Consider the following 17,366-nt stretch of genomic DNA (forward strand, 5'->3'; position numbering starts at 1 on the left):
ATCAAACCTCCTTTAGCACTTGATTAGACAAGTGAATATGATGATCACTTACACCTTCAAGCGGACCCAGGCGATGAGACACAATCAAGAAATCCGTATCTCTTTTCTTGTCTTCAATCCAATCTGCAAAGTAATCACTGGCTTTCTGGTCCAAACCCGCAAAAGGCTCATCCAGCATTAGAAACTGGTGGTCTAAACTCAATAAGGCGATTAATTGCACCATCTTCTTCTGCCCTTCGCTTAAATGATATAAACTTCGGTCTAAAACGTGGCTGATATGCAAGTCTTCAAGAGCCTGCATCTGGCGGTCACGAATTTCACCAGCATCTTCATTTGGAAACCGTAACTCACTCGCCACTTCCAACGTCACAAATTGTTGGGCTGCATCTTGAACAGCCAAGGTGAGCGATTCGTATAAGTTTTTCTTGCCCCAAAACCTTGAAAGTCTCCGGTCCTGAAACCGCATTTTGCCCTTGTAAGGGTGTAACTGGGCCATGGCCTTTAATAAAGTCGATTTCCCCGCCCCATTATCGCCAGTTAGGGTGGATACCCCCTTTTGAAAAATGAATTTGTCTTGGTGAAGCAAGGTTTTTTCGCCTTGTTTGATCGCAATATTTTCCAAGGTGAAAGCTGATTCGCTGCTAGCTTGACGAGTAGTCAACAATGGAATAGGCGCTTTTTCCGGTAAGTTGGCTACATCTGCTTCAGAAAGTTGCCCGTCTCGCATGATAAAGAATCGGTTGATGAGCCCCTTATAGTCAGTCAACTCATGGTCTACCACCACAATCAACTTGCCTTGCTGTTTTAATTTCGCCAACATGTTAATCAAGAAAACTCTAGATGCTGGGTCAATTGATGCAAAGGGTTCGTCTAATAAGAAAACTGGTGGATTGACTGCAATCAAGATGGCCAAGGCCGCCCGCTGCTTCTCCCCACCTGACAGGGTCATCAAGTCTTGCTGTAATAAATGTCTGATACCCAAATCGTCAACCGCTTGATTTAACCGCGCTTTGGCCTGGTCATAGGGTAGACCGCAATTTTCTAAGGCGAAGAAACATTCTCTTTCCAGGGTGCGCATGGTAAATTGTTGATCCGGATTTTGAAACATCAACCCAATTTTCTGGGCTTTTTCTGGAATGGTATAGTCTGACACCCGCTGGCCATCGACTACAACATTCCCTTGAAAGCTTGCACCATTGAAGCCAGCTAGGGTATGGATGAGGGTGCTTTTCCCGCTACCACTATCACCTGTCAGTAAGATAAAATCACCTAGCTGCCAATCACAAGAAATCCTGTCTAGGATGACGGTCTCATTTTTCCGGACAACCAAGTCACTAATTTGTACTAAGGCGCTCATTGGGCAATTCCTTTGGCTTGTACCTTGTTGAACAGGCTAACGATTTGTTTAGTTAGGAAGACACCGAAAAATGTTACTGAAATCAAACGAACTAAGAATAAAGCCACGACCAAACCAAGGCCATAAGTCGCATAGCCAAATTTGAAGAATTCAAAGGCAAAACTAAATACCGTTGTCCCAATAGCACCATAAACTAAAGTAGTCGTATCATAGCGTTCGTATTTGGTAACAAAGAAGCCCGCTTCAGTACCCAGTCCTTGAATTAAGCCAGAAAGTAACACCCCAGCCCCAAAATATGACCCATATAGCATCTCGGCAAGAGCGGCAAAGACCTCACCTAACAAGGCACTGCCCACTTTCGGGATCAACATACCCGCCACTGGCGCCGCAATCGTCCACATACCAAATAAGATTTCATTGGCAAAAGGCGTTAAACCAAACGGTGTTAATAGGGACACTAAAACGGCATACAGGACACCAGCGCCCATAAATACGGCTCCAAATAAGAAAGCTAGAAATGCTAAAAAGATGACGTCGGGCAAGGCCCATTTAAATTTTTCCATCAAAAAAACCCCTTTTCCTATATTTTAAAAATAGAGGCATAAGGGGTGAGCAAAGGCGAATTCGCTTCTTGTTTTAGACACTTTAATAAACTATCCAGACACACTTGGTCAGATAGTTTCCGTATCATAAACATTTTTACATTTCCCTTCGCCAGTATTAACTGTGTCAGGTTCAATGGGTATAATCTCAGCTTTCGGCACCCCAAATGTCACTACTATATGAATGTATCTCCGATACTAACACATCGATTTAGAAAATGAAAGCGGCAATTTATATAATGTTTTTCAATTACAACAGAAAATAGCAGTATAATGCATATAACCTTGCATCATTTTTTATGATTTCTTACTTTATTAGAAATATCAAGGAAGTAAAAGTAGCGGATATATCCGTCTATCAATTTAAATAAAATAGAACTGAGATATAGTATTACGAAGGAGCGAAAGAGATTAAGATTATTGATGTATTTCAGAGCGAACTCAATAAGACTATTCCCTTAGAGTATATTGGTCGAGTCCGGTGAATGATTTGGTGTAGATTCAATTACAGATGGTCAAAAATATGATGTCGTTAGAGCTGCGTTTATATTTTAAATTACTCAATATTTCTCAAACTTTATATAAAGTATTTTCGCTACTTTTCAAATTCAATCCAAAAAGGCACTAAATCAATATTATCAAAACATTGATTTAGTGCCTTTTTTTAATGGACTGGCAGGGGCTCGAACCCTGGACCCACTGATTAAGAGTCAGTTGCTCTACCAACTGAGCTACCAATCCAAATGTAAATTTTATCTGCAATAGTGAAAGTTTACGCCCATTTTTGGGAAAAATCAAGGGTTTGAACTCAAAAATCGCATTTGGTTTTTTTATATAATAAAAAGACCAAGGTTCATCCTAAGATATCCCCCTGGCCCCAAAAAATAGGGTGGTTATAATTTATCTATTATAATCGTCACTTAAGCTTTAGCTTTAAAGCCCTTCAATCTCAGCGCATTCAGTAATACTGAAACAGACGATAAACTCATGGCTGCACCAGCAAACATAGGACTTAGTAATGGACCACCAAACAGGTAGAGGATACCCATGGCAACTGGGATCCCAACCGTATTATAGGCGAAAGCCCAAAATAGGTTTTGCTTAATATTGGTAATGGTTGCCCGACTCAATTCAACCGCTGTTGGCACGTCCATTAAGTCGCTACGCATCAAGACAATATCTGCTGATTCAATGGCTACATCAGTCCCTGAACCAATGGCAATTCCGATATTGGCTTGGGCAAGAGCTGGCGCATCATTGATCCCGTCACCAACCATGGCCACGTGTAAGCCTTCATCTTGTAATTTCTTCACTTCATTGGCCTTGTCTTCCGGCAAGACTTCACTAAAAACCCGGTCAATGCCCACTTGTTTGGCAATCGCCTCAGCAGTCCCCTTGTTGTCACCCGTGATCATGGCCACTTCAATGCCCATTCGGTGTAATTTTTGGATAGCTGCTACAGAGTTTTCTTTGACCGTATCCGCTACTGCGATAATTCCTAATAATTGGCCGTCAACCCCAACAAACATGGGTGTTTTACCCTCAGCAGCCAATTGGTCAGCCACAGCTCTTGCAACCGATAAATCTATATTATGATTAGCCATTAATTTACTATTGCCTAGCAAAACGATTTGGTCATTCAAGCTAACTTGTAAGCCGTGTCCAGGAATCGCTTGGAAATCTTGGCTAGGCGTTAATGTCAACTTGCGGTCCTTAGCTTCAGCTACAATCGCTTCACCTAGTGGGTGTTCTGACCCCACTTCTGCAGACGCCGCAACTTGCAAGATATCATCCGCATCCGTGCCATTGAAAGCTTTAATATCTGTCACCACCGGTTTGCCTTCGGTAATGGTACCTGTTTTGTCAAAAATAATGGTTTGAACTTTATGGGTTTCCTCTAGGGCATCGCCACTCTTAATCAGGACGCCATTCTCAGCACCCTTACCAGTCCCCACCATAATCGCTGTTGGCGTCGCCAAACCTAAGGCACACGGACAAGCAATCACTAGAACGGAAATGGTAATTGACAAGGCAAATACCCATGATTCCTGCCCTAGGAAATACCAGGCAAGTCCAGAAATCGCCGCTAAGCCCATCACAATGGGGACGAAAATACCGGATATCTTGTCCGCTAACTTGGCTATTGGCGCTTTAGACCCTTGTGCTTCTTCAACAAGTTGGATAATTTGCGCAAGGGTTGTGTCCTTGCCGACCTTTGTGGCCTTGAATTGGAATGACCCATTTTTGTTGATAGACGCGCCAACAACCTGGTCGCCTACCCTTTTTTCAATTGGGATACTTTCCCCAGTAATCATGGCTTCGTCAACCGCTGAGCTGCCCTCAACGACCTCGCCATCAACTGGAATTTTCTCGCCAGGGCGAACGACTAAAATATCGCCCGTCACCACCTGGTCAATCGCTACTTCAACCTCTTGACCGTCGCGCATTACTCGGGCCGTTTTCGGTGCCAAGCCCATCAATTTTTTAATGGCTTCAGACGTCTTGCCTTTAGACACAACCTCCAAATATTTCCCTAAAGTAATTAATGTCAAAATAACCGCCGCTGACTCAAAGTATAAGTCGGGATGACCGTGGCCTACATGCAGCTGGCCAGACACCAATAGACCTGTCATCACAACCCCTTGAACAAGCGCTGCCCCTGTCCCAATAGCAATCAAGGAGTCCATATTGGGATGTCCTTTAAAGAGGGCTTTAAAACCCACTTTGTAAAAGTCGCGTCCCAAATAGACAACTGGTAAGGTCAGCAACAACTGGATCACCGCAAAATTCATGGCATTGGTCATTGGATTCAAGAATTCAGGTAAGGGTAAACCGCCAAAGGGTAGCATGGGACCCATTGCTATATAAAGTAAAGGCACAGTAAATATGGTAGACCACAAAAAGCGACGCCATAAAGCTTGGATATGGGCACTTTGACGCTCAGCTTGACTAGGCCCTTCCTGTTCACTGGTTTCTAATTTGGCTTGGTAGCCCGTATCTTGAACTGTATGGACAATATCAGAAACATTTAAGGCCGCCTCATCAAAGGTCACTGTCATTTTTTCAGTGGCTAAATTCACATTCACCGAGGAAACAGCAGCTAATTTACTTACCGATTTCTCAATCGCTTGGGCACAAGATGCGCAGGTCATCCCTTCAATTTCAAAGCTAGTCGCCGATAAATTCTTCACCACCTTATAACCTGCATTCTCAACTGCCTGAGTGATATCAGCCTCTGAAACTTTTTGGTTGTCATAAGTAACCGTTAACTTTTCAGTTGCCAAGTTCACATTCGCAGCATCCATGCCGGTTAACTTGGCGACCGATTTCTCGACCGCTTGCGCACAGGATGCACAAGTCATGCCTTCAATTGTATAAGTCTCTTTCATTATAGATTCTCCTTTAGATGAAAATTATTGCGGGTTGGCTGTATAGCCTGCTTCCGCAACAGCAGCCACAATGGCCGCACTATCTACTACTTGATCATCAAATCGGACCGTTAGAACTTTACTTTCAACCGGTACATCCGCCACTTCAACACCTTTTAAGCCAGTTACTTCCTTTTCAATACGCGCCTTGCAGTGGGCACACGACATATCTGGAATTAAGTAAGTTTTCGTATTCATGTTAAATCGCTCCTTGTTTATGTAAGTGTTTTTATGATGTTTACACTTGTAATCTAATAAACCTAATATACCTTGACTGATTACACTTGTCAACGATAAAGTCGCCATTTTTTCAATTTCCAAAAAAATAAATGTTAAATAGCTCACATGGTGAATTTTTTATCATCAATTTGATTCATCTAAAACTACTCCTAATAATGCTTGATTTCTATCCTAGTTTCGTAAGTGCAAATCTTTTCAATTTCATCTAAACTTTGATAATTACTTAAAAGAAAAAAGCAGGACTATCAAAGCCCCGCTTATGAACATCTTATAAATCTTGTATCTAATTAGCTATTCCAAATATCTTCTAAAATGTTTGTTTGCGTCCGATCTGGACCCACAGAGAATGTTGCAATATTTACACCGACTAACTCAGATACACGTTTAACATATTGACGTGCATTTGCTGGTAATTCTTCTAAAGTCTTACAAGCAGTAATATCTTCAGACCAGCCAGGTAGCTCTTCATAAACTGGTGTACATTCAGCTAATTGTTGCAGACTAGCTGGATAATGTTCAATACGTGTCCCGTCTGATGTCTCATAGGCTACGCAAATTTTTACTGTTTCTAGTCCTGACAATACATCAATTGAATTCAATGATAAATCAGTTAATCCAGAGATACGTTTAGAGTGACGCATCACAACAGAGTCGAACCAACCCACACGGCGTGGACGGCCAGTAGTTGTACCAAATTCGCGCCCAACTTCTCTGATTTGATCACCAACTGCATCAAATAATTCAGTTGGGAAGGCACCTTCACCAACACGAGAAGTATAAGCTTTGGCTACACCCACAACTTTATTAAAGCGTGTTGGTCCAACACCAGTACCAACTGTCGCACCACCAGAAACTGGATTAGATGATGTTACATATGGGTATGTACCTTGGTCGATATCCAATAGGTTACCTTGAGCACCTTCAAATAATACATTTTCACCACGGTCTAAGAAGTCATTAATAATCACTGATGTGTCCGCTACATAGCCTTTGATTTCTTGGCCATAAGCGTAGTATTCTTCATAAACTTCTTCAAAGTTCAAGGCTTGGCCACCGTAGATTTTCGTAATGATTTGGTTATTAAATTCTAGATTCGCCTTTAGCTTAGCAGCGAAAGTATCTTTTTCTAATAAGTCACACACACGAATACCGCTACGGCTAGCTTTGTCAGTATATGCTGGGCCAATACCTTTAATTGTTGTACCAATCTTGTCGTCGCCCTTAGCTTCTTCTTGAAGACGGTCCAACTCAATATGATAAGGTAAAATCACATGGGCACGGTCTGAAATACGTAAGCCGCTCACATCAATGCCATGGTCCTTTAGGTAGTTCAATTCTTTAATCAATGCTTTCGGGTTTACAACAACGCCGTTTCCAATGACAGACAACTTCTCAGATGAAAAGATACCTGATGGAATTAAGTGTAAAGCGTACTTAGTGCCGTCAAATTGAATCGTGTGACCTGCGTTGTCCCCACCTTGGTAACGTACGATCACAGATGCATCTTTGGCTAGAAAGTCGGTAATTTTACCTTTACCTTCGTCTCCCCACTGTGTACCTACTACGACAATCCCTGACATAAATGATTTTCCTCTCTGTTATGCAAACATTTCATCATCAGTTCTAAAGCTCACTGATGAAAATTTGTTAAATTCTTTTGTAAAAATAAGTTTCACTGTTCCACGCGCACCGGACCGGTTTTTCTCGATAATAACCTCTACGATATTATCTTCCAATCTCGGTTCGCCACCACCATCATCATCTTCGCCCTCGCCACGTTCGTAATAATCATCACGATATAGGAAGGCGACGATATCCGCATCCTGCTCAATCGATCCCGACTCACGAATGTCAGAAAGGACGGGTCGTTTATCCTGTCGCTGTTCCACACCACGTGATAACTGAGATAAGGCGATTACAGGTACGTGTAATTCTTTGGCGATTTTCTTCAATTGTCGCGAAATATCAGATACTTCTTGTTGTCTGTTTTCATTTCGTTTACCAGACCCCTCAATTAATTGAAGGTAATCTATCACAATTAAGTCCAGACGCCCCCGTTCTTTAAGTAAACGCCTACTCTTAGAACGGATTTCGGTTACCCTAATACCTGGTGTATCATCAATATAAATATCCGCTTCCGATAGCGCCCCTGAAGCAACAATCAAATCTGACCATTCATCTTCAGTTAACTGCCCAGTCCTTAAATGACCAGCATTTATACTACCTTCCGCACAAATCATACGATTTACCAGGGATCCAGCCCCCATCTCCAAAGAAAAGACTGCGACAACACCATCTTGCTTAGTCGCTACATTCTGTGCGATATTTAAAGCAAAGGCTGTCTTACCAACGGCCGGACGTGCTGCCAGAATAATCAACTCTTCTGGTTGCAGCCCAGCTGTCATAGCATCTAGATCAGGATAACCAGTTGGAATCCCTGTTACGTCCTGACCATTTTTAGATAAATCATCTAAATTTTGCATAGACTCGAACACGACATCTCGAATATGGATAAACCCATTTCGATTTCGGTTTTCTGCAACATTTAAAATAGACTTCTCAGCCTCATCTAAAATGACAGATACTGATTCTTCTTGCTCAAAACTCTCGCGGGCAATCTTATTAGAAGCTTGAATCAACTTTCTCAATAAAGATTTCTCTTCAACTATGCGTGCATAGTATTCCGCATTCGCCGCAGTCGGCGTATCATTTGCCAATTGGAAAATGTACTCGTAGCCGCCAACATTTTCAAGCATATGCATGTTATTTAATTTTTGTTGAACCGTTAATGCATCAATTGCCTCATCATCCCGGTTCAGTTCTTCCATCGCTTCAAAAATAAGTTGGTTTGCACGACTATAAAAATCATCGGCAGAAACGTACTCCAGCACTGAAATGAACACATCGGAATCAAGTAAGATAGCACCGAGCACAGCTTGCTCAGCCTCTATACTTTGAGGCGGTGTTGTATGATCTAAATTCTCCGCCAAATCAGCACCTCCATCACCTAACTATTATACTAAAAAACGTAAGCACATTGATATAAAAATTGAATAAAATAGGAGGCCAGGAATCCATCCTAGCCTCCTACATATAGGTAGACTAGCCCTATTCTTCGACGATATGTACGCGAATAGTAGCTTCAACCTCATGATGCAATTTTACAGGTACATTTGTGTAACCAAATGAACGGATTGGTTCGTCCAAGTCCATTTTACGTTTATCTACTTTAATACCGTATTGTTTCAACATAGCAGTAGCAATTTGTTTAGATGGGACTGAACCGAATAAACGGCCATCTTCTCCACCCTTAGCTTTAATCGTTACAACTGTTTTTTCGTCTTCGATTTTCGCTTTCAAATCTTTTGCTTCTTGTAATTCTTCTTGCGCTTGCTTCTCGTTGGCTTTTTCTTTACCACGTTGCGCAGAAACAGCACTTGCTGTAGCTTCTTTAGCTAAACCTTTTTTTAATAAAAAGTTTTGTGCATAGCCATTAGGGACTTCTTTTACTTGACCCTTTTTACCTTGATTTTTAACATCTTGTAGAAAAATAACCTTCATGATTATTCATCCTCCTCATCTTTATCCATAATAACAGATTTTAACATGTCTACTGCTTCAGAAACAGTCACATCTGAAATTTGTGTAGCAGCATTCGATAAATGACCACCGCCACCTAACTCTTCCATTATACGTTGAACATTAATCGTTCCAAGACTACGTGCAGAAATACCTACACGACCGTCTTCTCTTAAGTAAACCACAAAAGACGCATCCACGTTACGCATAGATAATAAAGTATCCGCTGCTTGAGCAGCCGTAACTGAGTCATAAACATCTTGATCTTCACCACTAGCAATACCAAGATTACCAGAAATCAATTCAACATTTTCAATTAATTGATTACGTTTAATATAGTCCTTTAAGTCCTCTTTCAATAGGTTTTGAATCATAAATGAATCAGCACCTACAGATTTTAAGTAACTAGCCGCATCAAAAGTTCTTGACCCTGTACGCAGAGAGAAATTTCGTGTATCCACAATCATACCCGCTAACATAGCAGTTGCTTCAATTCGTTTGATTGGTTCACTTTCTTGATTTTGATACTCGAAGAACTCTGTAATTAACTCACTCGCAGAAGAAGCATAAGGCTCAATATATTCTAACAATACATTATCCGGCACTTCTTCACCCTTACGGTGGTGGTCAATAATAATAACAGGTCTATTCGGTGTAATCAAGTCTGGTGCAATGGTAATTGACGGACGATGCACATCCACCAAGAACAATAATGAATCCTCTGCCATCAACTCTTCTGCCTGTTCAGGCGAGATGATTGACTCCGCAATTGATTCATCCTTACGAAGTTCTACCAATAAACGTTCAATATCATCATTAATACGACTTTCATCAATAATCACATAACAAATTTGATTATTCATTTGAGTAATTCGACGAATTCCCAAGCATGCACCAACAGCATCCATATCTGGGTAATCATGCCCCATAACGAATACGGAAGACGTATTTTGAATCATTGTTGAAATAGTATTGGCGATTTGACGTGATCGTACACGTGTACGTTTCTCCATCGGGTTCGTCTTACCACCATAATAACGCGCTTTTTGATTTTTAGTACGGACAACGACTTGGTCACCCCCACGACTTTGCGCAAGGTCTAAGTTTGACTGTGCTTGTTCAGAAATATCATCCACATCAATAACATCATCCTTCTCTTGGTATGAGATCCCCATAGAGATTGTTAATGGCGTATTCGCCTTTGATGTTTTCTCACGAAGATTATCAACGACCACAAACTTGTTCTCTTCCATTCGAGACAACTGACCATAAGTTGATACCAGTAAGAAATGGTCATCATCCAAACGTTTAATGTAAGAATCATAGTTTTTAGCCCACTTAGACAAGTCACTCGTTACCAAGTTATCAATCGTAGATTTTCTTCTATCATTCATTGAAGATACCGTTTCATCATAATTATCAATCACAATATGACCAATAACAATACGGGCCAGGTCAGCATTCTCAGCAATTACCCCATACTTGGTTGCATCAATAAAGTACATAGCATGCTCATCTCTTAAATAAGTGACCTCGAAATGCGCATTCTTCCACTGGAATCGTTTAGATTTCAATGACGGATCTTCCTGAAATTCCTTGTATAATTCGAAAATTTCTTCATCTAAATCATTTATATTTAATCCAATGATTTCCTTCTGGTAGAAGTACTTTTGTAAAAAGGGGTTTACCCATTCAATTGTTGGGTCATTTTCATCGAAGACAATAATACCAATAGGCATCTTCAATAGAATTTCACTTTGCACAGATTTAATCTGGTTACCTAATCCTAAGATATATTCACTCAAGGCGGTTAACATTTGGACCAAAGCAAAACCAAGCAAACCTATCACAACAACAATCAAACTAACAATGACAAAACCCATTTGTAAACTAACTGTTGCACTAAGACCGATCACGATAATCAATAATAATAGCGCAATAATAAGTGGCCATATAATTGCCGACTTCAATAAGAAAGAAGGAATTTTAGACTGCCAATTCTCTCTTTTCATAATAATCTCCTTTAGGTCAAAATTTGACACTTTAACATATACCATTTTAACACAATCTTAAAAAACAATCATTTTTATATATTTTAAGTTTTTTAACAAACATACGTTCTGTTAAATTGTTTCACGTGAAACAATCAAATAGTATCTAACCATAATGGAACTATTGATTTTTAAATTAAAATTGTAATATCTTCATATTTTATAAAAATTCTATGTCTTATAAAAGTAATCTAAAACTCTATTGTATATGTATTATAAAAATAGACAAGCTCCTACAGTTTATTTGGTGTTGTTTCTGGGAGCGAAATATAAATGTTTTATCGTTTTAAGTAAGTAGAAGAGATATACAGATCGCTTTAAATCGATATCATTCATGTCTTATTAATAATATAAAAGTCAAAAACTTCTTTAAGAAATACTCCCCATATGGATATTTCATGTGAAACATTCATATTAATTATCGCGAGTTCTCAAAATTGCCTATTTTATTATGTTTATTCGCTCCAATACTGAAATCTTCCCATACTCCACTAACAAATGATTCTAATGACAACAGTTGTCATTCTATTAATCCATCTTAGTTTCAACTTATCCGCATAGCAAGTTTGTTTATAAGGGAATTGGTTATCATACCACCCTATCCACACTCACTAGAAGCCATTTCATTTATTCACCGTACATCGTACATCAATTTGATGAACGAAAGTAATTATCCAATAGCTAGCTGTAATTAGAATCTGCTCTGTCCAATCTTTCTTTTTCATCATTACCAACGTTCATTATTAGCTATACCAACTTTCATTGACAATATAAGGATAAGGATGGATGCAACTTTGTAAATCTGTATGTGATCCTAGAAATTTTGCTGATAGATCAATTAGTCCCTAATAGTTTATTACTCATTAATTACATATTTTTATGTGGAACCCGCTAATAGAATAAATTATCTATCTACGATTAACTAACAGACATTGTACAATAAAATGAATGCAAGGTATCATAAAGTCTCCCTTTCTTACTATGAATGGATATTGAAATAATCCAACGATGAATGATGTTTCACGTGAAACATCTTCTAGGTCAAATTGACTTCAAGTTTACTGAAGTAGCTGCTATATAATCTTAAATCAACAAAACCCATATGGTTGGTTTTATCTATATTTATTAGAAATCCAACTTACAAGCTATTGGATAGCTAATATTACTCGACACATCAATACATCACATTATCTATTAAACCTAGAATTTATTGAAACTCTTTAGTTTGCTACTATAAATTTTTTAAAATAGCCGCCGTGCACCTAAAAGATAAGAATTTATCTCACAGAAAACTTAATATACGTTATTAATCTTTTACCACGAGTATTAATATATCATTACCTTTACCTTTGCCTTTGCATACTTATAATAAATCCTATTAATCTTAAAGAACCTTCTATTTACATCAGAATAATACTAATAAAGTCGATTATGGAGGATTGTTTCACGTGAAACATTCTAAAACAGGCAATTTTCTAGTGTTTATTATAAATATTCTTTTTTAGGTAAAAGAAATAGAGTAAATGACTCTTAATCAAGGTAATTTAACAACAAAATAATTATAGGGTCATGAGCAGATAATAATTATTTCAAATCTATCTAATGTTGGCCCAGTGCGGTAGGGTTGGTGTCTGTTATTTTCTCCTTTTTAAACATTAATTAGGAGGAAATACCTAGGGTTGATCTGTTTGTTTAAGGGCTATAAGCCTGAGACATTTAACATTTACATTTACCACACATAGAGGGATAGTCAATACTGAAGAGGAATGTTTCATGTGAAACATTCCTCTAGTTTTATAAAAAAGCCTAATTAAATGTATCGGCAACTATAAAAAACATAAATCATTCTTTAATCACAGAAACTGTTGTAGTAGAGCATCGGTTTTACTTTTAACAGGTAAATGAAATTGTTATTTTAGTAACCGATACTCTAAAAACTGTCTAAAACAAGCCTTATTAATAGGATATTCGTCAAAAAATACAGTGAAAACCTCATACATTATCTTTTTATTGAAAAAGACCTTAGTCAATCATAATATATATGGGAAAATTCAATAAATAGATCCTACCTTGTCCTTATCTGCTGCTGAAAATTACCAATTAAGTAAAGGTAGGAACAAGATAAGTATGTAAGGAGGGTGCTTGTTCATTCAATTCCAAGTGAAAGCTCATCAAAACTAACCATCTGATAATTTACTAACCTCTTCTACTTTTCTTAGTTATATCTTTACTTTTCTCCGTTACTCACTTATTTCAAGTGTAACTAACACATTACCCATCCAAATTCTCCTTAACTTCTCCTATTGGCTTGTTATATCTATATTTATACTATCTGAATGCTTTCTTCTTGTTTTTGTAGCCCATTTGCTTGTGAAATTTCACATCTATATTCACTTGAAAAGAGATACGCCATCATTCTTTTCTACTTTTGCTGCTTTGAATATATCTCTTTACTTTTATACGACTAATTACCATCTTTTGGATCACTTATCTTTAATCTACTTTTTACCTCTCTTACCCTAATTTTTCCACATAAAGCCACTAGCAATCTATATCAGTTTTTAAAAAATGCAATCTTTTCCCCTAGAATTCCTTCTCTGTACTACAACAATTAGCGATCGTATATGTAATATATCCTTACATCATATAGGCTATTTTTGCTTCTTATCTCATTTTTAAATACTTATAGATCATCAATTTATCCCCGTCGACATACTGCTATTTTTAACAACAGGTTTTATGTGAAACATCCACTTCAGTAAAAAATCGGTTAGAACCTACATATTCCACATGTGAATAAGTCATTTACAAACAGGTATTCACTCAATATTCTGGTTTTTATCCACAATACAATTGCTTACTAAAACAATGGAATTCGAACATTTTTTTGACTTAGACACAGACTTTTCCACAAACACATGTTTCCTATTTTGAATTTTATTTTCAAGCTGCTTAACTCACTTCTCTTCCTATTATTATTAAAACAATAAGAAGTAGTATTAAAAACAATTAAGATAAATGTTAAGAAATTATGAACAAAGAGCTATTTTTCCTTGAAATTTTATTCTAGTTCATGTAAAGCATCTAAAAATCAAAACAATTAGAATTAAATGATAGATTTTATTGAACTATCATTTTTAAAGGAGCTAAAACCATGTCCTCTAACCAGGTATTATTAGAAATTAATCATTTACATACGGGATTTCGTTTTGGCGATGAGTACTTTAATGCTGTCGATGATGTTACTTTGACTTTGAATGAGAATGAAATCCTTGCCATTGTAGGGGAGTCAGGATCTGGTAAAAGTACTTTAGCTACCTCGATTGTTGGCTTACATAATCGAGCAAATACGCAAATCCAGGGAGAAATTCTCTATAGAGGGAATAATCTTTTAGAAAATACTGAAGCGCAGTTTAACAAAATTAGGGGAAATGATATTGGGATGATTTTCCAGGATCCTTTAGGTTCTTTAAACCCCTTAATGACAGTACAAGATCAAATCGAAGAAACATTATTGTATCATTCTGATTTATCCAAATCTCAACGCTTTGCAAGGGTGGAGGAGCTATTAACACAGGTTCAAATCCCTCATCCAAAACGTGTGATGAAACAATATCCGCATGAATTATCTGGTGGTATGCGCCAACGTGTAGTGATTGCAATTGCTTTAGCAAACAAGCCAGCCATTATTATTGCGGATGAGCCGACTACTGCCTTAGATGTGACTGTGCAGGCGCAAATTCTAGATCTAATGAATGATATTCAAGATGAGACGGGATCTGGCATCCTATTAATTACCCATGATTTAGGGGTAGTTGCACAAACGGCTGATAAGGTCGCCGTGATGTATGCAGGTGAGGTAGTTGAGATTGCTGATGTATTTGAACTATTTAATAATCCAAAACATCCTTATACGCGATCACTACTAAATTCAGTGCCACACGAGCTTGAGAATGAGGAAGATGAACTTCATGTTATTCAAGGAACTGTGCCTTCACTGCAAAACCTACCAAGAAGTGGTTGCCGTTTTGCTAGTCGTATTCCATGGATTGATGATAGTGAGCATGAAGAAAATCCGACCATGCATGAGCTGGCCCCGAATCATTTCGTGAAATGTACTTGTTGGCAGCATTTCCATTTTCCTGAGGAAGAGGATGTTGCGGACTTGAAGGAAGGGGTCGAGTAATGGGATTTATTGAAGTAAAAGATTTGAAAGTACATTATCCTATTCGCGGCGGATTCTTCAATACGGTACAGGACAATGTACTTGCCGTGGATGGTGTTGATTTAGAAATTGAAAGTGGTAAAACTTACGGCCTAGTTGGTGAATCAGGTTCTGGTAAGACGACTATTGGTCGTGCCATAATCGGGTTGGAGAAGGCGACTGCCGGACAGATTTTATATGAAGCAACCGATGTCACCAATAAAGCGCGGAAGCGGTCTGGTAAATACGGCGAGTATAACCGGAATGTTCAGATGATTTTTCAAGATTCGACTATGTCTTTGAATCCGAAGAAACGGATTTTAGATGTGATTGCTGAACCAATTCGCAATTATTATCAATATTCTGAAAAAGAAGTGAAGCATCGGGTAATCGAGCTGTTAGAAATTGTTGGTTTGAATGAAGATACAATCTATAAGTATCCGCATGAATTCTCGGGTGGTCAACGGCAACGTTTAGGGGTTGCTCGGGCTGTAGCCAGTAACCCTAAATTGATTATTGCCGATGAACCCACTTCAGCCCTAGATTTATCGGTTCAAGCGCAGGTTTTAAACTTTATGAAGCAAATTCAAAGTGAATATAACTTGAGCTACTTGTTCATTTCCCATGATTTAGGGGTTGTGGAACATATGGCAGATGAAATTGCTATTATGCATAAAGGACGATTTGTTGAGCGTGGTTCCAAGAAAGAAATCTTCAATAACCCGCAACATATTTATACTAAACGGTTATTGGCTGCAATTCCTGAAATGGATCCGAATAAACGGGCAGAGATTAAAGCACGACGTCAGCAAATTGATGCTGAGTATCAAAAGACGTCTAACATTTATTATGATGAAAATAATCGTGTTTATGATTTATCTCCATTCTCAGACAATCATGATGTTGCCTTTGATCAATCATTGAAAGGAGGCAATTGATATGTGGAAGACAATATTTAGAAGAGTTCTGCTGATGCTACCGCAAATTTTAATTTTGAGTATTTTAGTATTCGCGGTAGCTAGATTGATGCCTGGTGACCCTTTTACAGGGCTTATCACACCAGAAACTGATCCGTCAACGATTGAATCCTTGCGTGAACGGGCTGGTTTGAATGAACCGATTATCGTCCAGTATTTTACTTGGTTGAAGAATGCCTTCCAGGGTGACTTTGGGATGTCTTATACCTATAAAGTGCCTGTATCCACTTTAATTGGTGGACGAGCGGTTAACACGATTTTCCTGTCACTACTCACTCTGATTTTTACCTACTTAATTGCCATACCGCTTGGGATTTTATCAGGTCGTTATAATAATTCTTCTTTTGATAAAGGCGTCGTATTATACAACTTCATTTCCTACGCAATTCCAACTTTCGTACTTGCCTTGCTTATGGTTTGGCTGTTCGGTTATGAGTTGCAGTGGTTCCCAACAAATGGGTCGGTATCTACTGGATTAAGTGCCGGCACACCTGCTTATTATTGGGACCGATTCTACCATATGTTACTGCCAGCAATTACCTACGCCTTGCTTGGTACAACAGGGATCATCCAGTATTTGCGGAGTGAGGTAATTGATGCAAAACAGCAAGACTATGTGAAGACGGCTCGGTCTAAAGGGGTACCTGAGAATGTGGTGTATAACCGTCACATTTTTAGAAACTCGCTATTACCAGTGGCTTCAACATTTGGTTATGAAATTACTGGTTTAATCGGGGGTTCAGTATTTATCGAACAAATTTTCGCTTATCCTGGTATGGGTCAACTATTCATTCAATCGATTATTAGTCGTGACTATTCGGTCATTACTGCCCTGGTATTGATATTTGGTATCTCAACAATTCTAGGTACGCTACTGTCTGACATTATTATGACGATTGTAGATCCTCGTATTCGGATTGATTAGGGA

11 protein-coding genes, 1 tRNA gene and 1 riboswitch are annotated in these 17,366 nt (G+C 38.6%); of the genes, 3 read left to right on the forward strand and 9 right to left on the reverse strand.

The window, feature by feature from the left end; genetic code table 11:
- Nucleotide 1 precedes the first annotated feature (1 nt).
- From ACFW0C_RS03790 to ACFW0C_RS03830, 9 genes are all read right to left on the reverse strand, one after another.
- Entirely contained in the window at nt 2-1,357 is a 1,356-nt protein-coding gene (locus ACFW0C_RS03790) for an ABC transporter ATP-binding protein (RefSeq protein ID WP_378105502.1), read from the reverse strand.
- Nucleotides 1,354-1,920: an ECF transporter S component gene (locus tag ACFW0C_RS03795; RefSeq protein ID WP_378105504.1), complete on the reverse strand. Its 567-nt coding sequence runs from the start codon at nt 1,918-1,920 to the stop codon at nt 1,354-1,356. The genes ACFW0C_RS03790 and ACFW0C_RS03795 overlap by 4 nt, the downstream gene beginning before the upstream one ends.
- Before the next feature lie 126 nt (nt 1,921-2,046).
- Nucleotides 2,047-2,135, reverse strand: a riboswitch (TPP riboswitch).
- 492 nt (nt 2,136-2,627) lie between these two features.
- Nucleotides 2,628-2,700, reverse strand: a tRNA-Lys gene (locus tag ACFW0C_RS03800).
- Between the two features lie 179 nt (nt 2,701-2,879).
- Entirely contained in the window at nt 2,880-5,351 is a 2,472-nt protein-coding gene (locus ACFW0C_RS03805) for a heavy metal translocating P-type ATPase (RefSeq protein WP_378105591.1), read from the reverse strand.
- A 21-nt stretch (nt 5,352-5,372) separates the two neighbouring features.
- Nucleotides 5,373-5,585, reverse strand: coding sequence for a heavy-metal-associated domain-containing protein (locus ACFW0C_RS03810; RefSeq protein ID WP_378105507.1), 213 nt, complete (start codon nt 5,583-5,585; stop codon nt 5,373-5,375).
- Nucleotides 5,586-5,914: 329 nt separating this feature from the next.
- On the reverse strand, nt 5,915-7,207 hold the full coding sequence (locus ACFW0C_RS03815; RefSeq protein WP_378105509.1) for an adenylosuccinate synthase: 1,293 nt from the start codon (nt 7,205-7,207) through the stop codon (nt 5,915-5,917).
- 18 nt (nt 7,208-7,225) lie between these two features.
- Nucleotides 7,226-8,617 (reverse strand): replicative DNA helicase, encoded by a 1,392-nt coding sequence (dnaB, locus tag ACFW0C_RS03820; RefSeq protein ID WP_003142890.1) that lies wholly within the window; start codon nt 8,615-8,617, stop codon nt 7,226-7,228.
- A 118-nt stretch (nt 8,618-8,735) separates the two neighbouring features.
- Nucleotides 8,736-9,188 (reverse strand): 50S ribosomal protein L9, encoded by a 453-nt coding sequence (gene rplI, locus ACFW0C_RS03825; RefSeq protein WP_003142892.1) that lies wholly within the window; start codon nt 9,186-9,188, stop codon nt 8,736-8,738.
- Between the two features lie 2 nt (nt 9,189-9,190).
- Nucleotides 9,191-11,218, reverse strand: a complete 2,028-nt coding sequence (locus ACFW0C_RS03830) for a DHH family phosphoesterase (protein WP_378105513.1) — start codon at nt 11,216-11,218, stop codon at nt 9,191-9,193.
- A gap of 3,193 nt (nt 11,219-14,411) precedes the next feature.
- Between ACFW0C_RS03830 and ACFW0C_RS03835 the strand changes: the two genes are divergently transcribed.
- The 3 genes from ACFW0C_RS03835 to opp4B are packed head-to-tail and all read left to right on the forward strand — an operon-like array spanning nt 14,412 to nt 17,363.
- On the forward strand, nt 14,412-15,443 hold the full coding sequence (locus tag ACFW0C_RS03835) for an ABC transporter ATP-binding protein (protein ID WP_378105516.1): 1,032 nt from the start codon (nt 14,412-14,414) through the stop codon (nt 15,441-15,443).
- A complete protein-coding gene (locus ACFW0C_RS03840; protein WP_111856431.1) occupies nt 15,443-16,399 on the forward strand; it encodes an ATP-binding cassette domain-containing protein in 957 nt (318 codons plus the stop codon). Before ACFW0C_RS03835 ends, ACFW0C_RS03840 begins: the two co-directional genes overlap by 1 nt.
- 1 nt (nt 16,400) lies before the next feature.
- A complete protein-coding gene (gene opp4B, locus ACFW0C_RS03845) occupies nt 16,401-17,363 on the forward strand; it encodes an oligopeptide ABC transporter permease (protein ID WP_378105518.1) in 963 nt (320 codons plus the stop codon).
- Nucleotides 17,364-17,366 lie beyond the last annotated feature (3 nt).

Origin of the sequence: Aerococcus sp. NPDC058936, from assembly GCF_042741995.1 — a bacterium.
GTDB lineage: Bacteria > Bacillota > Bacilli > Lactobacillales > Aerococcaceae > Aerococcus.